Consider the following 23,615-nt stretch of genomic DNA (forward strand, 5'->3'; position numbering starts at 1 on the left):
GGCCGGGGCAGTCGACGTGTGCGTAGTGACGGGTCGCTGTCTCATACTCAACGTGGGCGGTCGAAATCGTGATCCCGCGGGCTTTCTCTTCCGGCGCGCCGTCAATTTGGTCATACGCGCGGAATTCGCCAAAATACTTCGTGATCGCAGCTGTCAACGTCGTCTTGCCGTGGTCAACGTGACCAATCGTGCCGATGTTTACGTGCGGTTTGTTACGTTCAAACTTTGCCTTAGCCATGGTGGCCTCCTGATTTGGATAGGTGCGGTGCGCTAAAGCACACCCTACGGAATGGAGGGCGGGGTTACCCCCGCCGCACCAGTTAAGCGTATTTCTTCTGGATCTCGTCCGAGATGTTCTGCGGAACGGTGTCGTAATGGTCGAAGTGCATCGAGAACACAGCGCGACCCGAAGTCATCGAACGCAAGGTGTTGATATAGCCGAACATGTTGGCCAAAGGCACCATCGACGCGATCACGTTGGCGTTGCCGCGGGTGTCTTGCCCCGTGACCATACCCCGACGAGACGTCAAGTCGCCAATCACGCCACCGGTGTATTCTTCCGGTGTTACGACTTCGACTTTCATGATCGGCTCGAGCAGTTTCGCACCGGCCTTTTTCAGACCTTCGCGCATCCCGGCACGTGCCGCGATTTCAAAGGCGAGAACGCTGGAGTCAACATCGTGGAACGCACCATCGATCAGTGCGACCTTGAAGTCGATTACCGGGAAGCCTGCCAAGGGGCCCGAGTCCATAACAGACTTGATACCCTTTTCAACACCGGGGATGTATTCTTTTGGAATAGCACCACCAACGATCTTGGACTCGAAGGAATAGCCTTCGCCCGGCTCGGTCGGCGTGATGATCATCTTCACGCGCGCAAACTGGCCGGTACCACCGGACTGTTTCTTGTGCGTATAGTCGATCTCGGCTTCACGAGAAATCGTTTCGCGGTAAGCCACCTGCGGCGCGCCGATGTTCGCCTCGACCTTGAATTCGCGACGCATACGGTCAACGAGAATGTCGAGGTGAAGTTCGCCCATGCCCTTCATGATGGTCTGACCGCTTTCGAAGTCAGTTTCCACGCGGAAGGATGGATCTTCGGCAGCCAGGCGTGCCAGCGCGATACCCATTTTTTCCTGGTCAGCCTTGGTCTTCGGCTCGACAGCGATCTCGATCACTGGCTCGGGGAAGGTCATGGTTTCCAGAACGACCTGATTGTTCGGGTCGGACAGGGTGTCACCGGTCGTGGTTTCTTTCAGACCAGCCAAAGCGATGATGTCGCCTGCAAAGGCTTCTTCAATCTCTTCGCGGTTGATGGCGTGCATCATCATCATACGGCCAACGCGCTCTTTACGACCTTTGGTGGTGTTCACCATCTGGTCGCCTTTGCGCAGAACGCCGGAATAGATCCGAGTGAAGGTCAAGGAACCAACAAAGGGGTCGTTCATGATTTTGAAAGCCAGCGCCGAGAAGGGCTGTGCATCATCCGCCGAACGTGGCTGGTCACGGGTTTCTGTCTCATCGCCAGCTTTGAAGCCCATATAAGCAGGGACATCCAAAGGCGAAGGCAAGAAGTCGATGACCGAGTTCAACAACGGCTGAACGCCTTTGTTTTTAAACGCCGAGCCAGCAGTTACAGGCACGAAGTCCAGTGCCAGCGTACCCTTACGGATCAGCTTGCGCAGGGTTGCCTCGTCAGGCTCGTTGCCTTCCAGATAGGCTTCCATAGCGGCGTCATCCTGCTCGACAGCGATTTCAAGCAGGTTCATCCGCCATTCGGCAGCAACTTCGGCCAAATCGGCACGGATCGGCTTACGAACCCAGGCTGCGCCCAGATCTTCGCCTTCCCAAACCCATTCTTCCATTTTTACCAGGTCGATGATGCCTTCCAGTTTGTCCTCGGCACCAATCGGCAAGGCGATTGGCAACGGAGTCGCACCGGTGCGGTCTTTGATCATCTTGACGCAGTTAAAGAAGTCAGCGCCGATTTTGTCCATCTTGTTAACAAAAACGATGCGCGGAACTTTATAACGGTCAGCCTGACGCCAAACAGTTTCGGTCTGTGGCTCTACACCGGCGTTGGCGTCGAGCAAGCAGATCGCACCATCCAGAACCGCCAGCGAGCGCTCAACTTCAATGGTGAAGTCAACGTGGCCGGGGGTGTCGATGATGTTAAAGCGGTACTTCGTGTCCGAAGTGCCTTCTGTGGTCGGGTCTTCCTGACGCTGCCAGAATGTTGTGGTCGCAGCAGAAGTGATCGTGATACCACGCTCTTGCTCTTGCTCCATCCAGTCCATAGTGGCGGCACCGTCATGCACTTCGCCGATTTTGTGCGACTTGCCTGTATAGTACAGAATACGCTCGGTCGTCGTGGTTTTACCCGCGTCGATATGCGCCATAATCCCGATGTTACGGTAGCGCCGTAGTTCGTAATCGCGTGCCATGTGTTTACCCCTTACCAGCGGTAGTGGCTGAATGCTTTGTTCGCATCGGCCATTTTATGGGTGTCTTCGCGTTTCTTAACAGCCGTACCACGGTTGTTAACGGCATCCGAAAGCTCGGCAGCCAGACGCTCTTCCATGGTGTTTTCGTTGCGCTTACGGGCAGCGATAATCAACCAACGGATAGCAAGCGCTTCGCGGCGCTCGGTACGCACTTCGACTGGCACCTGATAGGTTGCACCACCAACGCGACGCGACCGTACTTCAACGGATGGCTTCACGTTTTCCAGTGCTTCATGGAAGCACTCGATCGGCGCGCGCTTCAGGCGCTCTTCAACGCGGGTCAGCGCGTTGTATACGATGGATTCGGCGACAGATTTCTTGCCGTCGATCATCAGGTTGTTCATGAACTTAGTCAGAACCTTATCGCCATATTTGGCGTCGGGTAGAATCTCGCGTTTTTCAGCGGCGTGACGACGTGACATGTTTTAATTCCTCACTTCGGACGCTTCGCGCCGTATTTCGAACGGCGTTGACGACGATCTTTAACACCTTGGGTATCCAACACACCGCGCAGGATGTGGTAACGGACACCCGGAAGGTCTTTGATACGACCGCCGCGGATCAGAACAACCGAGTGTTCTTGCAGGTTGTGCTTTTCACCCGGAATATAGCAGATAACCTCGAAGCTGTTGGTAAGACGCACTTTTGCGACTTTACGCATAGCCGAGTTAGGCTTTTTCGGAGTGGTTGTATAAACGCGCGTACAAACGCCGCGCTTTTGTGGGCAGGATTCCAAGTGCTGGGACTTGGACCGCTTGACGCGCGGCTCGCGCGGGTTGCGGATAAGCTGTTGGATCGTTGGCATTCACGTTCCTCGTGTTGCAACTGTCAATACTCGTACCGGTCGACTTCCGGCACACTACTTCTCGACGGCATCTTGTGCCTTCACAAAACACCAAAACCGCAGTCGTTGCCCTCGCGGGTAACGGTGCGGTGGAATTCCAGAGGATCGGGGCATCTCGGCCCGGATCATGACCACTTCAGTCTTTGAGACCCTTCGGCATGCCGAAACACACCTTGGGTGGCTGGCGTATAGGGGGAGTCGCGCGCAATGTCAACACACCGGCGCTGTCCTTGGCCGCCGACCTAACGATCCGCAGTGGCCGTGCCTGTCAGTGACGATTTGCTGGCCACAATCCGGCGATGCAGCTGGTTTTCACGCAGGTAAGTATAGAGCCCGGTTGCAACAACAACCACCGCTCCGACCACAGTCCACAGCCCCGGCAAGGTGTCGAACACAAACCACCCCAGAAAAATCGCAACAATCAGCGATGTATAGCGAAACGGCGCGATGATCGCAACATCGCCCACCCGCATCGCCATCACACTGAACATATACCCCAAAATAAGTATCCCCGCGGCCGAGGCTACCATCAGTGTTTCGGTCACGCTTAGGATACGCCAGCTTTCCAGCGCCAGCCCCGCGTACCCCATGATCGTCACCGCCACCGCCGAATAAAGCGCGATCACGACCGAGGGGATATGTGCCCCAACCTGCCGCGTCGACAGGTCACGTAGCACGATAAACCCAACTGAAATCAGGGCCAAGATTGACCAGATGTTGAACCCTTCGGTGCCGGGCCGCACAATCATCATTACCCCACAGAACCCGACCAAAATCGCCGTCATCCGGCGCCAGCCCACAGGTTCCTTTAGCAACACCGCTGCCGCCAAAGTTACCGCCAAAGGCAATGACTGCAAAATCGCCGAGATATTTGCCAGCGGCATCTGCCTGAGGGCCAGCAAGAAAGTAATTGTCCCCCCGACCTCGGCAAAGGTCCGCCAACCCAACAACTTGCGGTCAGTGACCGACAGTGCCTGCCCCTTCACCCCCATCACCCGCGCCAACAGCAAAAGTGCCAAAACCGTCAAGGTTCCCCGCACGGCAATCGCTTGCGATAGCGGCACGGTTTCCGTCGCTAATTTCATGAACGTATCGTTCAGGGTAAAGGTCGCCATGGCCACGACCATGTACAATATCCCGCGTGAATTGTTTGAAATTGCCATTGGTGCCCCCTGCCCTACCATACAAGATTCACGGTCTTTACCGGATTGATCAAGCCCCAACACGGCAAAACTTTGTATCCCGCACAAAACTAAAAAGCCCCCCGCAGTTTCCTGCGAGGGGCCAAACTTTCACAATCGGCGCGATTACACGTCGCTGCTGTCCGTCGCTGCGACCACTGGCTCAGGTGCAGCCAAGGCTGCTGCCTGCTCTGCATCCGACCGACGAACCTCGACCACCTTTTGGTCGCGCTCGGCCGCGATCCGCTTGACGCGGCTTGTCGCACCACCTGTCCCGGCAGGGATCAGGCGACCAACGATCACGTTCTCTTTCAGGCCGACCAGTTTGTCGCGCTTGCCCTGAACCGAAGCCTCGGTCAGCACCCGCGTGGTTTCCTGGAACGACGCCGCCGAGATAAAGCTGCGTGTCTGCAAGCTGGCCTTGGTGATCCCCAAAAGGATCGGTTCGGCTGTAGCCGGGCGAACACCCAGTTTATGCGCCTTGGCGTTTGCTTCGTCCAACTCGGTCTTATCGACGTTTTCGCCCTTCAGAAGCGTGGTCTGGCCCGAGTCAAGAACCTCGAACTTTTGCAGCATCTGACGCACGATCACTTCGATATGCTTGTCGTTGATCTTAACGCCTTGCAAACGATAAACGTCCTGCACTTCGTCGATCATATAGTTGGCAAGCGCCTCGACACCCAAGATCCGCAAAATATCGTGCGGGGCCGGGTTGCCGTCCATGATGTAATCGCCCTTTTGAACGAAATCACCTTCCTGAACCGGAATATGCTTGCCCTTCGGCACCATATATTCCAGCGGCTGCAGCGTGTCGTCCAAAGGCTCAAGCGTGATACGACGCTTGTTTTTATAGTCTTTGCCGAACCGCACATAGCCATCAGATTCCGCGATGATCGCGTTGTCTTTTGGACGACGGGCCTCAAACAATTCTGCCACGCGAGGAAGACCCCCGGTGATGTCCTTGGTCTTGGCGCCTTCACGCGGAATACGCGCAACAACGTCACCTGGGCGGATATCCTGACCATCTTCGACCGACAAAATTGCGTCAACCGACATCGGGTAGGAAATCGGGTTACCCGCCTCACCACGTACTGGCTCACCTGTTACAGTGTCCATGATGATGACTTCCGGCTTCAGATCATTGCCCTTCGGCGCCGAGCGCCAATCGGAAACGATCCGCTGGGTCATGCCAGTGGCTTCGTCGGTATCTTCACGAACCGAGATGCCCGAAACCAGATCCACGAACCGTGCAACCCCTGCCTTTTCGGCAATGATCGGCAAGGTATAGGGATCCCATTCGAACAGCTTGGCACCACGTTTTACCGCTTGGCCGTCTTTGACGTGAACCTTTGCACCATAGGAAACCTTGTGCGACGCGCGTTCCTGTCCTGCCTCGTCGATGATCGCGATTTGCATCGCACGGCCCAGTACGACCTGCTCACCAGCGGCATTTTCCAACAGACTTGCATTGCGGAACTCGATCTTACCTTCCTGCGATGCTTCGAGGAAGGACTGCTGACCACCCTGCGCAATACCGCCGATGTGGAACGTCCGCATCGTCAGCTGTGTACCCGGTTCGCCGATCGACTGCGCGGCGATAATGCCAACGGCTTCACCTTGGTTTACCAAAGTACCACGTGCAAGGTCACGACCATAGCACTGTGCACAAACGCCTTCTTCGGCCTCACATGTCAGCGGGCTACGGATCCGCGCCGACGCAACACCGGCCAGATCAATCAGATCTGCCTTGCGCTCGTCGATCAACTCGCCCTTCGCAACGATGACCTCGTCCTGACCCGGTACAAGGATGTCCTCGGCAGCCACACGGCCCAGCACCCGTTCAGACAGCGAGGATACAACCTCACCATCATTCACAGCCGCCGAAGCGGTGATGCTGTTTTCGGTTCCACAATCATGCGCACGAATGATGCAATCTTGTGCAACGTCAACCAGACGGCGTGTCAAATACCCCGAGTTAGCGGTTTTCAAAGCCGTATCTGCAAGACCCTTACGGGCACCGTGGGTAGAGTTAAAGTACTCCAACACGGTCAGACCTTCTTTAAAGTTCGAGATAATCGGAGTCTCGATGATCTCGCCGTTCGGCTTGGCCATCAGACCGCGCATCCCGCCCAGCTGCTTCATCTGAGCAGGCGAACCACGCGCACCAGAGTGCGACATCATGTAAACCGAGTTCGGCTCTTTTTCAGCGTCGGCATCATCATAATGAACCGCCGAAATCGACGCCATCATATCAGCCGCAACTTTATCCGAGCACTTCGACCAAGCGTCGACAACTTTGTTATATTTTTCGCCCTGAGTGATCAGGCCGTCCATATACTGCTGTTCGAATTCCTTAACCTGATCACGAACATCGTTAACGATTGGCCATTTGGTGTCCGGGATCAGCATGTCGTCTTTACCGAACGAAATACCGGCCTTGAACGCCTCACGGAAGCCCATGGTCATGATCTGATCGCAGAAAATCACCGACTCTTTCTGACCGCAATAACGGTAAACAGTGTCAATGACGTTTTGCACGTCTTTCTTACGCAACAAGCGGTTCACAAGGTCAAACGGCGCTTTAGCATTCAGCGGCAGCAGGTTACCCAGCCGCAAACGGCCAGGCGTGGTGTCAAACCGCGTCCAAACCTCGTTGCCTTCTTCGTCGATCTGCTTGATCCGCGCTTTGATTTTGGCGTGCAAATGCACAGCGCCAGCGGCCAAAGCGTGTTCGACTTCGGTCACATCAGCAAAGGCCATGCCTTCGCCAACCATGCCCTTACGCTCCATGGTCGTGTAATACAGACCAAGGACCATATCCTGCGATGGAACGATAATCGGCGCACCGTTTGCGGGTGACAACACGTTGTTCGTCGACATCATCAGAACGCGGGCTTCCAGCTGCGCTTCCAACGAAAGCGGAACGTGAACAGCCATCTGGTCACCGTCAAAGTCGGCGTTAAAGGCCGAACAGACCAGCGGGTGCAGCTGAATAGCCTTACCTTCGATCAGTGTCGGTTCAAACGCCTGAATGCCAAGACGGTGCAAGGTTGGCGCACGGTTCAACAGAACCGGATGTTCTCGGATAACCTCATCCAAGATATCCCAAACTTCGGGACGCTCTTTTTCCACCAGTTTCTTGGCCTGCTTAACAGTCGAAGACAGACCTTTGGCCTCAAGACGCGAGTAGATGAACGGTTTGAACAGCTCCAACGCCATCTTTTTCGGCAGACCACATTGGTGCAGTTTCAGCTCGGGGCCGGTCACAATAACAGAACGACCCGAGAAGTCGACGCGCTTACCCAAAAGGTTCTGACGGAAGCGACCTTGCTTACCCTTCAGCATGTCCGACAGCGATTTCAACGGGCGCTTGTTGGTGCCCGTGATCACGCGGCCACGACGGCCGTTGTCAAACAGCGCATCAACCGATTCCTGCAACATCCGCTTTTCGTTGCGCACGATAATATCCGGCGCGCGCAGCTCGATCAGGCGCTTCAGGCGGTTGTTCCGGTTGATCACGCGGCGATACAGATCGTTCAGATCCGAGGTCGCAAAGCGGCCACCATCCAGCGGCACCAGCGGGCGCAGTTCTGGCGGGATCACCGGAAGAACGGTCAGAACCATCCACTCTGGCCGGTTGCCCGACTCGAGGAACGATTCAACGATCTTCAAACGCTTGATGATCTTTTTCGGCTTCAATTCGCCAGTGGCTTCTTTCAGCTCTTCGCGCAGTTGCTCGGCGGTCGCCTCAAGGTCGATCGCTGCCAACATTTCACGAATAGCCTCGGCACCGATGTTGGCAGTGAACGCGTCAGCGCCGTAAAGGTCTTGCGCGTCGAGGTATTCTTCTTCGGTCATCAACTGGCCATAGGTCAGATCAGTCAGACCTGGCTCAATCACCACATAGTTTTCGAAATACAGAATACGTTCCAGATCACGCAACGTGGTGTCCAGCATCAAGCCGATCCGGCTTGGCAGGGATTTTAGAAACCAAATATGCGCAACTGGCGCTGCCAGTTCAATGTGGCCCATCCGCTCACGGCGGACCTTTTGCAGTGTGACTTCAACACCGCATTTTTCGCAGACAACGCCGCGATATTTCATGCGCTTATATTTGCCGCACAGGCATTCGTAATCTTTGATCGGGCCAAAGATCCGCGCGCAGAACAGACCGTCGCGCTCAGGCTTGAACGTGCGGTAGTTGATGGTTTCCGGTTTCTTGATCTCACCATAAGACCAGCTCAGAATCCGCTCTGGCGATGCCAAAGAGATCTTGATCTCATCAAAGGTTTTGACCGGGGCAACCGGGTTAAACGGGTTTGTCGAAAGTTCCTGGTTCATTTTCACATCCTTGAATGGGGGCGGCGGGGGAAGAACGTGGCGGGGTAAACCCCGCCCTACGTAGGTCGGGGTTCACCCCGACTCTGCGTCACTCTTCCTCCGCATCCAGGAGTTCCATATTCAGGCCGAGGCCGCGTACTTCTTTCACCAGAACGTTGAAGCTTTCAGGCACGCCGGCCTCAAAGTTATCTTCGCCCTTGACGATGCTTTCGTACATCTTGGTCCGACCCGCCACGTCATCCGACTTTACAGTCAGCATCTCTTGCAAGGTATATGCAGCGCCATAAGCTTCCAGAGCCCAGACCTCCATCTCCCCAAGACGCTGGCCACCAAACTGCGCCTTACCACCCAGCGGCTGCTGAGTAACAAGCGAGTATGGGCCGGTCGAACGTGCGTGCAGCTTGTCATCCACGAGGTGGTGCAGCTTCAGCAAGTACTTGACGCCGACGGTAACAGGGCGCGCAAACTGCTCGCCCGAGCGGCCATCGAACACGATTGACTGACCGGATTCTGCGAACCCTGCCCGTTTCAACGCATCGTTGATATCCGCCTCTTTGGCACCGTCAAATACTGGCGTTGCAATCGGCACACCGCCGGTCACATTGCCTGCCAGTTCAAGGAAAGTTTCCTCGTCCTGACCCGCAAACGCCGCATCATAGGTCTCATCGCCATAGGCCAAACGCACCGCATCACGAACAGGGGTCATATCCCCCGAACGACGATACTCGGACAAAGCTTCGTCAATCTTGATCCCAAAGCCGCGAGCGGCCCAACCCATGTGGGTTTCCAGAATCTGACCAACGTTCATCCGCGAAGGTACGCCGAGCGGGTTCAAACAGATGTCCACAGTCGTCCCGTCAGCAAGGAACGGCATGTCTTCCATTGGAACAACGCGCGAAACAACACCTTTGTTGCCGTGACGACCAGCCATTTTATCGCCCGGTTGCAGCTTGCGCTTTACCGCCACGAATACCTTGACCATCTTCATCACGCCCGGAGGCAAGTCGTCACCACGGCGCACTTTTTCGACCTTGTCGTCGAAACGGTGATCCAAGGCACGGCGTTGCGCTTCATACTGGTCGTGCAGCGCTTCGACGTCTTTCGCCTCGGCTTCTTCACCCAGCGCCAACTGCCACCACTGACCACGGCTCAGCGTGCCCAACAACTCCTCATCAATGGTCGAACCGGCGCGGATGCCTTTTGGCCCCTTAACAGCGGTTTTGCCCATAATCAGGGTTTTCAGACGCGCATAGATGTTACGCTCCAGGATGACCAATTCGTCATCACGGTCGCGTGCCAGACGTTCGACTTCTTCACGCTCGATCTGCAAAGCACGCTCGTCTTTGTCCACACCATGACGGTTGAACACGCGCACTTCAACGATCGTACCAAACGCACCCGGAGGCAGACGCAAGGATGTGTCACGCACGTCCGAGGCCTTTTCACCAAAGATGGCGCGCAGCAGTTTTTCTTCTGGCGTCATCGGGCTTTCGCCTTTTGGCGTGATCTTACCCACCAGAATGTCACCCGGCTGCACTTCGGCGCCGATGTAAACAATACCGGCTTCGTCCAGGTTACGCAGAGCTTCTTCGCCTACGTTCGGGATGTCGCGGGTAATTTCCTCTGGCCCCAGTTTCGTATCGCGCGCCGCGACTTCGTATTCATCGATGTGAATCGAGGTGAACACGTCGTCTTTCAGAATACGCTCAGAAATCAGGATCGAGTCTTCGTAGTTGTAACCGTTCCAAGGCATAAACGCGACGATCACGTTCCGGCCAACAGCCAATTCACCCATATCGGTGCAAGGACCATCGGCAATCACTTCGTCACGCGTAACCGTGTCGCCAACCTTTACCAGCGGGCGCTGGTTGATACAGGACGACTGGTTCGAACGCTTGAACTTACGCAAACGGTAAATATCAACGCCCGGCTCACCCGGTTCCATCATCTCGGTCGCGCGCACAACGATACGGGATGCATCAACCTGGTCGATAACCCCTGCCCGACGCGCCATGATGGCAGCGCCAGAGTCGCGCGCAACGATGCCTTCGATACCCGTACCAACATAAGGCGCATCCGACCGCACCAAAGGCACAGCCTGACGCATCATGTTCGAACCCATCAACGCGCGGTTAGCATCGTCGTTTTCAAGGAACGGAATAAGCGACGCCGCAACCGATACCAGCTGCTTTGGCGAAACGTCGATCAGGTCAACGGTTTCAGACGGGCTCAGGATATAGTCGCCAGATTTGCGCGTCGACACGAGGTCGTTCACAAACTTGCCGTTCTCGTCCAACGTCGCGTTTGCCTGCGCTACGGTGTGGCGCATTTCCTCGGTTGCCGACATGTAAACCACGTCGTCAGTTACCTTGCCGTCGATAACCTTGCGGTAGGGTGTTTCGATAAAGCCATACTTGTTCACCCGCGCAAACGTGGCGAGCGAGTTGATCAGACCAATGTTCTGACCTTCCGGCGTTTCAATCGGGCACATCCGGCCGTAATGGGTCGAGTGAACGTCGCGCACTTCAAAGCCGGCACGCTCACGCGTCAAACCGCCTGGCCCAAGGGCCGAAAGACGGCGCTTGTGCGTCACTTCGGACAGTGGGTTGGTCTGGTCCATGAACTGCGACAGCTGCGAAGAGCCGAAGAATTCACGCACCGCAGCCGCAGCCGGTTTGGCATTGATCAGGTCTTGCGGCATGATCGTGTCGATCTCAACGCTCGACATCCGTTCCTTGATGGCTCGTTCCATACGGAGCAGGCCAACGCGGTACTGGTTTTCCATCAACTCGCCAACAGAACGCACACGACGGTTGCCCAAGTGGTCAATATCGTCGATGTCGCCACGGCCATCACGCAGATCAACCAAGGCTTTGATACAGGCCACGATATCATCGCGGTCCAGCGTGCGCTGGGTGTCAGGCTTGCCCAGATCCAGACGCATGTTCATTTTCACGCGACCGACGGCCGAAAGGTCGTAACGCTCGCTATCAAAGAACAAGGTGTCGAACAGCTGGCTGGCTGCTTCTACGGTCGGTGGCTCGCCCGGGCGCATCACGCGGTAGATATCCATAAGCGCGGTGTCGCGGCCCATGTTCTTATCTGCCGCCATAGTATTGCGGATATAGGGTCCAACGTTGACGTTATCGATGTCCAGAATTGGCAGATCGGTAATGCCTTGATCCAGCAGCTCTTTCAGCGTACCGCCTTTGACTTCGCCGTCCTTGTCATATTCCATCGTCAACTCGTCGCCGGCTTCGACCCAAATCTCGCCGGTTTCTTCGTTGATGATGTCCTTGGCAATATATTTACCAAGGATCTGGTCAAACGGCAGCAACAGTTCCTTAACCTTGCCTTCGTCGATGATCTTTTTGACCATCCGAGGTGTCATCTTGTCGCCAGCTTTGCACAGCACTTCGCCTGTCGCCGCGTCAACAATATCAAAGGTCGGGCGGGTGCCGCGCACACGCTCGGGGAAGAACTTGGTGACCCAGCCCTTGTTCTTGTCATACTTGTAGCTGACCGTATTGTAATACGCGTCCATGATCTGCTCTTGGCCCATGCCAAGGGCATACAACAGCGTCGTTACCGGCAGTTTGCGGCGACGGTCGATACGGGCAAAGACGATGTCTTTTGCGTCGAACTCAAAATCCAACCAGGACCCGCGATAGGGGATGATCCGGCAGGCGAACAGCAACTTGCCGCTCGAATGGGTCTTGCCCTTGTCATGGTCAAAGAACACGCCAGGCGAACGGTGCATCTGGCTGACGATAACGCGCTCGGTGCCGTTCACAACAAACGTACCGTTTTGCGTCATCAGGGGCATATCGCCCATGAACACGTCTTGTTCCTTGATATCTTTGACCGAGCGTGCGCCAGTATCTTCATCGACATCAAACACGATCAAACGCAACGTCACCTTAAGCGGCGCTGCGTAGGTCATGTCGCGCGACTGGCATTCGTCGACATCATATTTCGGCTTTTCAAGCTCGTATTTCACGAACTCCAAAACAGCCGTTTCATTGAAATCCTTGATCGGAAACACCGACTGGAAAACCCCCTGAATGCCATCCCCATCGGTCGGCTTCGGGCCCTCGCCCGATTTCAGGAACAAGTCGTAGGAAGATTTCTGAACCTCAATAAGGTTCGGCATCTCCAAGACTTCACGGATTTTGCCAAAGTAGCGGCGGATACGTTTTTGACCTACGTAGCTCTGAGCCATGCTCATCGTCACCTTTCATCGTTTCGCCGGCGCAGGCTCGTCGGGCTACGAGCATACGCCGCTTGGCGATAGAGGGGTTATCGGTTCAATTCATGCCCTCCGTCCCACCGGAAGGCTCCCGAACATTGACAACACACCTTGGAAGGGGTTTGGGGCCCGGCCCCAATCAGGAACCTGTCAAATCCCCACCAAGATGCGCCATAGACGCATTTGGCTGGGCGCGAAATTCTTCGCACCCAGCCCATTTTTTGGCGATGCCGCAGGCGGCACCGAACCGAATTACTTCAGTTCAACTTTCGCGCCAGCTTCTTCCAGCTTTTTCTTCAAGCCTTCAGCGTCAGCTTTCGAAACGCCTTCTTTTACTTTGCCGCCAGCTTCAACCAAGTCTTTGGCTTCTTTCAGGCCAAGACCGGTGATGCCGCGTACTTCTTTGATGACGTTGATTTTGTTCGGGCCGGCATCGGTCAGAACAACATCAAATTCAGTCTGCTCTTCAGCAGCTTCGCCAGCTGCCGCAGCAGGGCCAGCAACCATTACAGCGCCGCCAGCAGCGGGCTCAATGCCGTATTCATCCTTCAGGATGGTTTTCAGTTCTTGTGCCTGAAGAAGGGTCAGACCCACGATTTCTTCGGCGAGTTTTTTCAGATCAGCCATTTTCTGTTCCGTTCATTAAAGTTGGGTTCCAACGTCGGTATTATCAACCACGCCGGATCATTAGATTGCTCAGGCGGCTGCCTTGTCCTCGATAGTGGACAAGATGCCGGCGATGTTCGAAGCAGGCGCGCCAATGGCCCCGGCGATGTTCGATGCAGGTGCACCGATGCAAGACACGATCGAAGCAATAAGCTCCTCACGCGACGGCATCGCTGCAACGGCTTTCACACCAGCAGGATCCAACAACGTGTCGCCCATTGTACCACCCAGAATAACGAACTTGTCGTTCTTCTTGGCGTACTCATCCGCGACCTTCGCAGCTGCGACAGGGTCTTCGGAATAGGCCATCACGGTCATGCCCGTAAGCAGGTCAGCCATCTTTGCAGAAGGCTTCCCGTCAAGGGCGATCTTGGCGAGCTTGTTCTTGGCAACGCGTACAGAACCACCAACTTCACGCATTTTTGCGCGGAGGTCCTGCATCTGTGCAACCGTGATCCCGGCGTAGTGTGCAACCACTACGACGCCAGAGCTTTCAAAGATCTGGCCGAGTTCCTCGACCACTTTCTCTTTTTGTGCTCTATCCACAGTTTCACTCCAAGTTTGGGGGTTTCCCCCCGGCTCATATTAGCCCTGTCCGAAAACAGGGCATTCGGGTCCTTTTACGGGTCCCGAGGCCAGATCACCCGAGGGAAGCCCCCGGAAATTTGTCTCGATCCCCATCTCAGGCAGGAAGATTAAGGGCAGATGCCCCCCCACCGTCTCGGACAGGACAGGGCCGTTTGGCGGCCCCGCCATCCTTTCCCCTAAGGGTCCGGAATTTCGTTAGGTGTGGTGCGCTAAAGCGCACCCTACCCGCAAACCGTAGGGTGCGCTTCAGCGCACCGCTAACCGATTACTTCGCAGCGGTCGTCGCCAGATCCACTGCAACGCCAGGACCCATGGTTGAAGAAAGCGAAACTTTCTTAACATAGGTGCCTTTGGCGCCAGCAGGGCGCGCCTTGGTCACGGCGTCAACGAACGCACGCACGTTCTCAGCCAGTTTAGCCGCGTCGAACGAAGCCTTGCCGATACCCGCATGGATAACGCCAGCTTTTTCAACTTTGAACTGTACTTCGCCGCCCTTGGCGTTGCCGACAGCACCAGCCACGTCCATCGTAACTGTACCAACCTTAGGGTTTGGCATCAGGTTGCGTGGACCAAGGATTTTGCCCAGACGACCAACCAATGGCATCATGTCCGGTGTCGCGATGCAACGATCGAATTCGATCTTGCCGCCCTGAATGGCTTCCATAAGGTCTTCTGCACCGACGATATCCGCACCAGCAGCTTTCGCTTCGTCTGCTTTCGGGCCACGTGCAAACACAGCTACACGAACCGTCTTGCCTGTGCCGTTTGGCAGCGTCACAACGCCACGAACCATCTGGTCAGCGTGACGTGGGTCAACGCCCAAGTTCATCGCGATCTCCAGCGTCTCGTCAAACTTTGCTTTTGCATTCGCTTTGATCAGCGCAACAGCATCATCAACCGAGATCATGTCTTTGCCAGCAAAGGCTTCCCGCGCAGCGCGCGTCCGTTTTCCAAACTTTGCCATGACTTAACCTTTCACCTCGATACCGCAAGAGCGGGCCGAACCCAGAATGATCTGCATCGCACCTTCGATATCGACGGCGTTCAGATCTTTCATCTTGGCTTCTGCAATCGCGCGGATCTGCGCAACGGTCACGGTGCCTGCAACTTCGCGGCCCGGCTTAACCGAACCCTTGGCGCGGTTACGCTTGCCAACAGGCGGCAGACCAGCAGCTTTCTTCAACAGGAACGAAGCAGGTGCAGTCTTGGTTTCAAGGCTGAACGACTTGTCCTGATAGTAAGTGATGATCGTCGGTGTCGGTGTACCCGGCTCCAGATCAGCAGTCTTGGCGTTGAATTCTTTTACGAACGCCATGATGTTCAGGCCGCGCTGACCCAATGCTGGACCAACGGGTGGGGATGGGTTGGCTTGCCCCGCCTTAACTTGCAGCTTCAGCTGCCCAATAACTTTCTTGGCCATGTGGCCTCTCCTTTTATCACCGCACCCCACCGCGGGGCGCTAGGTTTAGTGGTTCGGCGCCCGCGCACGGGCCACCTCCCACAAGACCACGTCAGGCTGTTTTCGCAACCTGCGTGAATTCCAATTCGACCGGGGTAGCCCGACCAAAGATCGAGACAGTCACCTTCAGGCGGCTATGCTCGTCATCAACTTCCTCAACCAAACCGGCAAAGCCTTCGAACGGCCCATCGGTCACATTGACCTGCTCACCCACTTCAAAGCGGATCAGGTTGCGCGGCGCAGCTTCGCCTTCTTCGACGCGGTTCAGAATAGCGTTCACTTCTTCGTCGCGCATCGGCATCGGCTTGCCCTGCGCCCCAAGGAACCCCGTGACGCGGTTGATCGACGAAATCAGGTGATACCCTTTATTGGTCATCTCCATCCGCACCAGAACATAGCCCGGCATGAAACGGCGCTCTGACGTCACTTTCTTGCCGCGACGCACTTCAAGCACTTCTTCTGTCGGAACGAGAACCTCTTCGATCTCATCTTCAAGACCGGCTTCAAGAACAGACGTTCTGATTTGCTCGGCAATCTTCTTCTCAAAGTTTGAGAGAACGCTTACCGAATACCAACGCTTCGCCATGCCTGCTTCACCTATCTTGTCCAAAGCCTAAGCCCCGGAAATTCTTTAACTTTCGGGCAGATTATTCCACCCCGACTAGAACAAAAAACAACGCGCGGACCGAATCGCCGCGCGTTTTTGTTCCTGATTGACCGACCAAATACAGCCCCAGCCCCCTAATTTCAAGAGGCTAAGGCCAAATCAAGCTGTTTTCAGCCAAAGCTGTTAATCACCGCGCTCAGCCCGGTGCGGATCGTCAGATCGATCAGCGAAAAGAACGTCGCGGTCAGCGCGGCCATGATGAACACCATGATCGTGGTCAAAACCACTTCGCGACGGGTTGGCCAAACAACTTTTGCGATCTCGCTCCGCACTTGTTGGATGAACTGAAGAGGGTTGGCCTTTGCCATCATTACGTCCTGACTATTCGCTGTGTTATGCGCAAATAGCGCTTTATGTGGCGAGTTTCAAGCCCGTAGCACAGCCCCCCGCCGCCGCCATGCCAGCTTTGCACCCAAGACAAAATCAAAACCGCGTCGAAAGGCGCTGTCTTGATTGCGTATTCGTTGTATTCTGCACAAAGTACGGCGGATCAGCCGTTGAAATCACAAGGAATATCTGATGACCGCGCAGACGCTATCGCCCGAAACCAAAACACGCCTTGAAACGGTTTCGGTCGCAACGCTCGCGACGGCACTTTACAGGCGTGGCCTGCGCAATCAGGTGATCCAGGATGTGCGTCCGGTTTCATGCAAAGGTCGCAACATGGTTGGCCCAGCCTTCACTCTGCGCTATATGCCTGCCCGCGAAGATCGCAATCAACTGCAAGAGTTTCGCAACCCCGACCACCCACAACGCCAAGCAGTTGAAACCTGCCCCCCCGGTCATGTGATGGTCATCGACAGCCGGAAATGCGCCAATGCTGCCTCGGCAGGTGATATTCTGATCAGCCGCCTGATGGTGCGTGGCGCCGCTGGCGTTGTAACCGACGGCGGCTTTCGCGATGCGATGCGCATAGCCGAACTTGAAATGCCCGCCTATCACCAACGGCCGGCCAGCCCGACAAACCTGACCCTGCATGAGGCAATCGACATCAATGTGCCCATCGGTTGTGGCGATGCACCGGTCTTTCCCGGCGATATTCTGGTAGGGGATGATGACAGCGTTATCGTTATTCCCGCCCATCTGGCAGATGAGGTATCTGTCGAAGCCGTAGAAATGACCGCCTATGAGGATTTTGTTCTAAGCAAAGTCAAGGCAGGCGCATCCATCATCGGCCTGTACCCCGCCACCCAAGAGGCCAATCTGCAGGAGTTTGCGGCCTGGCGCATCAAACACAATCGCTGACCACAAAAGCAAGTATTCAAATACAAAACGAACTCAGGCCGCGCTATTTAGACAGGCAAGCCAAAGCACCACAACAAACCGACGGCGGGCCGGTTCATGGAAAAGACGGACGAATTATTGGTAAAGGCTGGCAGGAGTTGGGGGACTCGAACCCACGACCCTCGGTTTTGGAGACCGATGCTCTACCAACTGAGCTAAACTCCTATGCCTGAAGCGGGGGATAGGCCAAAGCTTTGGCGGAATCAAGAGGGCATACAGACAATTCCTGCAATGTCCCGCTATTCTTGCGCAATTTTCGCAAGTTGGATCAAATCAGCAGCCATCAAAGCAGGCAAAGCCGCCTCGATACGTTCCAAGGGCCAGTTCCACCACGCAATTTGTTGTAATTGCGCGATTGTCGGCTCCGAAAACCTCTTGCGCAGCGCGCGCGCTGGGTTGCCCGCGACAATGGTAAAATCCGGCACATCGCCCGCAACCACTGCCCCTGCCCCCACAATCACCCCATTGCCCAGCTTTGTCCCTGGTAGAATCAGCGCACCATGCCCGATCCAGCAATCGTGGCCGATCTCTGTATCCGGCAGGTCGCTAAAGCTGTCTTTGAAAAGTTCCAGTTTGCTCGGGTCAAATATGGGAAACGGATAAGTCGAAAAGCCGTCCATCGCATGGTTGGCCGAAGCCGTAATAAATCGCGCGCCATGTGCAATCTGACAAAACCGCCCGATCCTCAGCTTTTCCGGGGCACCCGCATAGGTATAGGGCGCAAGCCGCGCTGCCCAATCACTCGGCGGATCAAAATCATTGGCATAGGTAAAATCACCCACCACAATATTCGGGTGGTCCATCACTTGCGCCAAATGCACCATGCAAGGGTTTTCGCGGCCATCAGCAAAGCGCATCGGATGCCGACTGGCAGCGTTCAGAAAAGCAGGCATTCAGGACATCCTTTCACTGGTTGAACAAATCAGCCGCGCAGGACATGCCGCTCCGCCCCCCCGCACTTGGCGGCCAATGACAGGCTTTCTCTGCCATAGGCTCGGTGTCAAATCCTAGGCCAAGGGACACCACCGTCCTGTTATTTTTGCGCACATAACAAAGGCGCGCAAGGTTTCCCTTGCGCGCCCCGATTCTTCTGCAAAAACTAGCGCTATAATTAAGCGGCAATTTTCGAAACTACGCCAACGGCGCCTAAGTTGGCCAAAATCATCAAGCGATGATTTTTGACACAACCCCCGCCCCTACCGTACGGCCGCCTTCACGGATGGCGAAGCGCAGTTTTTCTTCCATAGCGATTGGGGCGATCAGTTCAACGTTGAACTTCAGGTTGTCGCCCGGCATCACCATTTCGGTGCCTTCCGGCAGCTCTACGGTGCCCGTCACGTCGGTCGTGCGGAAGTAGAACTGTGGACGGTAGTTCGCAAAGAATGGCGTGTGACGGCCACCTTCTTCTTTGGTCAGAATATAGGCTTCTGCTTCAAACTTGGTGTGCGGCTTAACCGAACCAGGCTTGCACAGAATCTGACCGCGCTCGATGCCTTCACGGTCAACACCGCGCAGCAACAGCCAACGTTGTCGCCTGCTTCACCCTGGTCAAGCAGCTTGCGGAACATTTCAACGCCGGTCAAACGGTTTTCTTCGTCGCGCGGATGCCGACGATTTCCATTTCTTCACCAACTTTGATCACGCCACGTTCAATACGACCGGTCGCAACAGTACCACGGCCCGAAATCGAGAACACGTCTTCAACCGGCATCAGGAACGGCTGGTCAACAGCACGTGCCGGGGTCGGGATATATTCGTCAACAGCTGCCATCAGCGCCTTGATCGACTCTTCGCCGATTTCTGGCTGCGTGCCGTTCATCGCGTGCAAAGCCGAACCGCGGATGATCGGAATATCGTCGCCGGGGTAGTCATACGAAGACAGAAGCTCGCGGATTTCCATTTCCACCAGTTCCAGCAGCTCTTCGTCGTCAACCTGGTCAACCTTGTTCATGTAAACAACCATGAACGGAATACCAACCTGGCGACCCAACAAGATGTGCTCGCGGGTTTGGGGCATCGGGCCGTCAGCTGCGTTCACAACCAGAATCGCGCCGTCCATCTGTGCCGCACCGGTGATCATGTTTTTCACATAGTCAGCGTGGCCGGGGCAGTCGACGTGTGCGTAGTGACGGGTCGCTGTCTCATACTCAACGTGGGCGGTCGAAATCGTGATCCCGCGGGCTTTCTCTTCCGGCGCGCCGTCAATTTGGTCATACGCGCGGAATTCGCCAAAATACTTCGTGATCGCAGCTGTCAACGTCGTCTTGCCGTGGTCAACGTGACCAATCGTGCCGATGTTTACGTGCGGTTTGTTACGTTCAAACTTTGCCTTAGCCATCGCGGAATGCCTCAAACTTTGGGGGGGCCCCAAGCGGGCCCCGTTTTACATCGGCAGCGAGATAGCCATTTCAGACCATAAAATCAAGGTCACTTTGTGGATTGCACGACGGGTTTCGGCTTTGGTGGCAAACCAAACCATTCCGGATGGTCGGAAAGCCAAAGTTCGATGCGCTTGGCGGCGTTAAAGCTAAGCTTGTCCATCTGCTGCTGCGGTGTACGCGTCAGGCCAGAACCAATCAATGTATCGCCGTCAATACCCTCGAAAACGGTGAATTGCTCCCCCTTTTCGTTCAGTTTGGTTCCAGCCGCATCGTCCCAAACTGTGGCCGTAACAACCAACGCCGACTTGGGCGACAACACCAACGGAATACCCGGAGGGGCAAGCGCATAGGCATCAACCGAGACGCCGAGGTTGTAAAACTTGTCGCCATCATAACGCCCCAAGCGGGCCTGCAGCGCCTTGGTCAAGCTATCATCCAGATCCTGCGGCTTTGCCTCGCGCGAGATTGGCACCTTTTGCGGGTTATCTGCCACAACGATGTTCAGGCCCATCTTGAAATTGCCAAGCTCGACGGGCGGTTCAACAACACTTTGGCCCGCGCAAGCCGAAAGCAAGCCGGTGACCAGTATCAGGGCAGAAAGGCGGGCGATGATCATGCGGCATTCCTTTGACAAACAACCCCCAAGGAATAGCCGTTGCCACGGGCCTGCGCAACCTTCCCGCCTTTCAATAGAGGCAAAGCGACCTATAGTTATCATAATTGATACGAAAAGAGTGGGTCCATGATGCCAACCTTCGAAGCCGAGCCCCAGAAAGCCAAACCCGACGGCCTGCCAGCAAGAACTCCGGCACGGGTTCCGCTTCACCACACGCCGATGGGTATCCTTGCCTCGGCGCGGGCGGGTCAAAAGAATGTGCTGGAGCTGATCCCCGACATCGCGACGCGGCAACCCATGGTTTCAGGGCGGACAGGCAAGCGCTGGCATATGGTTATGGATCCGGAGGCCTTGAAACGCGTGCTGCGGGATCGGGTCGAGGACTACCCGAAATCGACCGTCACCAAGCTGATCCTTGAGCAGGCGATAGGCGACAGCATGTTTGTTGCCGAAGGGGCCGCATGGTTGTGGCAACGGCGGACAGTGGCATCGGTTTTCAGCCACCGCAATGTGGCGGCTCTGGCGCCGGTTATGACGGCGGCGGCAGAAAGGGCCAGCACACGGATCGCGGCAGCCCATGGGCGGGCAACAGATATGTTCACCGAAATGGTCGCGGCAACGTTCGAGGTGATCTCGGACGTGACGTTTTCGGGCGGTGAGGGGTTTGATCGCGGCGCGGTCCAGCGGGCGATTGAAGACTATATTTCCCATGCTGCCAAAGTCTCGGTTCTGGATTTGCTGGGCGTGCCCGGCTGGGTACCGCGCCCGGGGCGGATGATGGCGGGCGGCGCGATGCGGGAAATGAAGCGGATCGCAGACGAGGCGATTAAAAGCCGGCGCAAGGATGGGCGGCGCGCAGTGCCGGATCTGCTGGATTTGCTGTTGGAAGGCGAAGACCCCAAAACCGGGCAGAAAATGACCACAGCCGAGCTGCGGGACAACCTGCTGACCTTTATCGTTGCGGGGCATGAAACGACGGCATTGACGCTGTCTTGGGCGCTGTATTTATGCGCCTTCGATCAAGAGATTCAGGCGGCAGCGCGGGCAGAGGCGCGGGCAGTTTTGGGCGACAGGGCGGCCACGCAGGCCGATATTGCGGGCCTTTCGCTTAGCCGGCAGATCATTGACGAGGCGCTGCGAATGTACCCGCCTGCGGCGTTTTTATCGCGCACGGCGCAGGTTTCGGACACGCTCTGTGGGCGGGATATAAAGGCCGGTGATACCGTGGTTTTGCCAATCTATGCCCTGCATCGCCATCATATGCTGTGGAAAAACCCAGATCAGTTCGACCCGTCCAGATTTGCCGACCCCAAGGCAATTGAAAGGTTTTCCTATCTTCCTTTTGGTGACGGGCCGAGGGTGTGTATCGGCGCGAATTTTGCGCTGCAAGAGGCGGTGATTATTCTGGCGACTTTATTGGCGCGGCACCGGTTTTCTCTGGTCAAAGGAAAAGAGCCGAAACCGGTGATGATTTTGACCCTGCGGCCCGAGGGGGGCGTGTGGCTGAATGTGGATGCGGTTTAGAGGCCTGACCGCGCGCGGACATATTGACAACCCATTGTAATAAAACAGCTTTGCCATTTCAGTTAACTGAAAATTAACCGGCACACTGCACCACTGGCAACGGTGTGGAACCCGACCTTTTGTGCCGGATGTACAGCCCGGACTTGTGGCCTGATTTGGGGCGGAATCGGGAAAATGTGCATTATCGGAAACGACTCGTCGTTTTCAATGCATCCGAGGGCCGACAAAGCCGCCACAAGGGGGGGATGCACGGCTTGACAGGCCAAATAGCCTGCGAAAGACATCCCTAACGCCACCCACCCAGCTTTCTGACAGGACCCAATATGCGCAAATACGCCCTAACCGTTACCTGCAATTCGACCCGCGGGATCGTTGCTGCAATCGCCAACTATCTGGCCGATAATGCCTGCAACATCACCGACAGCTCGCAGTTCGATGACAAGGAAACCGGTAATTTCTTTATGCGGGTCAGCTTTGAGGCTGATGACGAGGGCGCGGTTGATCTGAACAAGATCACCGATGGCTTTACGCCGACGGCGCAGAAATTCGGTATGGCCTACGAATTCCATGACGAGACCCAAAAGATGAAAGTGATCATCATGGTGTCGCGCTTTGGCCATTGCCTGAACGACTTGCTGTATCGCTGGCGCATCGGGGCCTTGCCGATCGATATTGTGGGCGTGATTTCAAACCATATGGATTATCAAAAGGTTGTCGTAAACTATGACATCCCGTTCCACTGCATCAAAGTAACCCCTGCCAACAAACCCGATGCCGAGGCGCGGATTATGGCAGTGGTCGAAGACGCAGGTGCGGATTTGATCGTGTTGGCGCGCTATATGCAGATTTTGTCGGACGAGATGTGCCAGAAAATGTCGGGGCGGATTATCAACATTCACCACTCTTTCCTGCCAAGCTTTAAGGGCGCAAACCCCTATAAGCAGGCGTTCCAGCGCGGGGTAAAGCTGATCGGGGCGACATCGCATTATGTTACGGCCGATCTGGATGAAGGCCCGATTATCGAACAGGACATCGTGCGCGTGACACATGCGCAATCGCCGGATGATTATGTGTCGCTGGGCCGCGATGTGGAAAGCCAGGTTCTGGCACGCGCGATCCATGCGCATATTCACCGCCGCGTGTTTTTGAACGGCAATAAGACGGTGGTTTTCCCCGCATCGCCGGGGTCTTATGCGTCGGAACGCATGGGCTGACAATCGGCTTTGGGCGGTCGCTTTTGGGCACCGCCATTTCCCGATTAATTTACTAAGTTTAAATTGACGTTTGTGCAGTCGGCCGTTAATTCGGCTG

General features: G+C 55.6%; 18 protein-coding genes, 1 tRNA gene and 1 pseudogene. 3 read left to right on the forward strand and 17 right to left on the reverse strand.

All coding sequences use genetic code 11. From position 1 onward, the window contains the following. From AKU79_RS13335 to secE, 13 genes are all read right to left on the reverse strand, one after another. Positions 1-238: GTP-binding protein (locus AKU79_RS13335; protein ID WP_231580188.1), on the reverse strand; the 238-nt coding region annotated here is incomplete at its 3' end. Positions 239-320: 82 nt separating this feature from the next. Further along, positions 321-2,444: an elongation factor G gene (gene fusA / locus AKU79_RS13340; RefSeq protein WP_050524089.1), complete on the reverse strand. Its 2,124-nt coding sequence runs from the start codon at positions 2,442-2,444 to the stop codon at positions 321-323. 11 nt (positions 2,445-2,455) lie between these two features. Then, positions 2,456-2,926: a 30S ribosomal protein S7 gene (gene rpsG / locus AKU79_RS13345; RefSeq protein WP_050524090.1), complete on the reverse strand. Its 471-nt coding sequence runs from the start codon at positions 2,924-2,926 to the stop codon at positions 2,456-2,458. Positions 2,927-2,937: 11 nt separating this feature from the next. Beyond that, entirely contained in the window at positions 2,938-3,309 is a 372-nt protein-coding gene (gene rpsL / locus AKU79_RS13350) for a 30S ribosomal protein S12 (RefSeq protein ID WP_050524091.1), read from the reverse strand. 281 nt (positions 3,310-3,590) lie between these two features. Then, positions 3,591-4,511, reverse strand: a complete 921-nt coding sequence (locus AKU79_RS13355) for a DMT family transporter (protein WP_050524239.1) — start codon at positions 4,509-4,511, stop codon at positions 3,591-3,593. Positions 4,512-4,655: 144 nt separating this feature from the next. Further along, positions 4,656-8,870, reverse strand: coding sequence for a DNA-directed RNA polymerase subunit beta' (rpoC, locus tag AKU79_RS13360; protein WP_050524092.1), 4,215 nt, complete (start codon positions 8,868-8,870; stop codon positions 4,656-4,658). Positions 8,871-8,958: 88 nt separating this feature from the next. Next, positions 8,959-13,092: a DNA-directed RNA polymerase subunit beta gene (gene rpoB, locus AKU79_RS13365; protein WP_050524093.1), complete on the reverse strand. Its 4,134-nt coding sequence runs from the start codon at positions 13,090-13,092 to the stop codon at positions 8,959-8,961. Positions 13,093-13,371: 279 nt separating this feature from the next. Further along, a complete protein-coding gene (rplL, locus tag AKU79_RS13370) occupies positions 13,372-13,746 on the reverse strand; it encodes a 50S ribosomal protein L7/L12 (RefSeq protein ID WP_050524094.1) in 375 nt (124 codons plus the stop codon). A 69-nt stretch (positions 13,747-13,815) separates the two neighbouring features. Then, on the reverse strand, positions 13,816-14,331 hold the full coding sequence (gene rplJ / locus AKU79_RS13375) for a 50S ribosomal protein L10 (RefSeq protein WP_050524095.1): 516 nt from the start codon (positions 14,329-14,331) through the stop codon (positions 13,816-13,818). Between the two features lie 307 nt (positions 14,332-14,638). Next, positions 14,639-15,337, reverse strand: coding sequence for a 50S ribosomal protein L1 (gene rplA, locus AKU79_RS13380; protein ID WP_050524096.1), 699 nt, complete (start codon positions 15,335-15,337; stop codon positions 14,639-14,641). 3 nt (positions 15,338-15,340) lie between these two features. After that, positions 15,341-15,793 (reverse strand): 50S ribosomal protein L11, encoded by a 453-nt coding sequence (gene rplK, locus AKU79_RS13385; RefSeq protein WP_050524097.1) that lies wholly within the window; start codon positions 15,791-15,793, stop codon positions 15,341-15,343. A gap of 91 nt (positions 15,794-15,884) precedes the next feature. Next, on the reverse strand, positions 15,885-16,418 hold the full coding sequence (gene nusG / locus AKU79_RS13390) for a transcription termination/antitermination protein NusG (protein WP_050524098.1): 534 nt from the start codon (positions 16,416-16,418) through the stop codon (positions 15,885-15,887). Between the two features lie 191 nt (positions 16,419-16,609). Beyond that, positions 16,610-16,807 (reverse strand): preprotein translocase subunit SecE, encoded by a 198-nt coding sequence (gene secE / locus AKU79_RS13395; RefSeq protein ID WP_050524240.1) that lies wholly within the window; start codon positions 16,805-16,807, stop codon positions 16,610-16,612. 211 nt (positions 16,808-17,018) lie between these two features. Between secE and AKU79_RS13400 the strand changes: the two genes are divergently transcribed. After that, on the forward strand, positions 17,019-17,744 hold the full coding sequence (locus AKU79_RS13400) for a ribonuclease activity regulator RraA (protein WP_050524099.1): 726 nt from the start codon (positions 17,019-17,021) through the stop codon (positions 17,742-17,744). Between the two features lie 128 nt (positions 17,745-17,872). Here the strand turns inward: AKU79_RS13400 and AKU79_RS13405 are convergent. From AKU79_RS13405 to AKU79_RS13420, 4 genes and pseudogenes are all read right to left on the reverse strand, one after another. Further along, positions 17,873-17,948 (reverse strand) — tRNA-Trp (locus AKU79_RS13405). Positions 17,949-18,022: 74 nt separating this feature from the next. Then, on the reverse strand, positions 18,023-18,676 hold the full coding sequence (locus AKU79_RS13410; RefSeq protein WP_050524100.1) for a CatB-related O-acetyltransferase: 654 nt from the start codon (positions 18,674-18,676) through the stop codon (positions 18,023-18,025). Positions 18,677-18,947: 271 nt separating this feature from the next. Next, positions 18,948-20,121, reverse strand: a pseudogene (gene tuf / locus AKU79_RS13415) (elongation factor Tu). Positions 20,122-20,210: 89 nt separating this feature from the next. Then, complete coding sequence (locus AKU79_RS13420) at positions 20,211-20,780, reverse strand: hypothetical protein (protein ID WP_231580189.1); 570 nt, start codon at positions 20,778-20,780, stop codon at positions 20,211-20,213. Between the two features lie 129 nt (positions 20,781-20,909). On the opposite strand from AKU79_RS13420, the gene AKU79_RS13425 reads away from it, so the two are divergent. Both AKU79_RS13425 and purU read left to right on the forward strand, forming a co-directional pair. Next, positions 20,910-22,304 (forward strand): cytochrome P450, encoded by a 1,395-nt coding sequence (locus AKU79_RS13425; RefSeq protein ID WP_050524242.1) that lies wholly within the window; start codon positions 20,910-20,912, stop codon positions 22,302-22,304. A 323-nt stretch (positions 22,305-22,627) separates the two neighbouring features. Beyond that, a complete protein-coding gene (purU, locus tag AKU79_RS13430) occupies positions 22,628-23,518 on the forward strand; it encodes a formyltetrahydrofolate deformylase (RefSeq protein ID WP_050524101.1) in 891 nt (296 codons plus the stop codon). Positions 23,519-23,615: the final 97 nt, after the last annotated feature.

The sequence above is a fragment of the Pseudorhodobacter wandonensis genome, assembly GCF_001202035.1.
Lineage (GTDB): Bacteria > Pseudomonadota > Alphaproteobacteria > Rhodobacterales > Rhodobacteraceae > Pseudorhodobacter > Pseudorhodobacter wandonensis.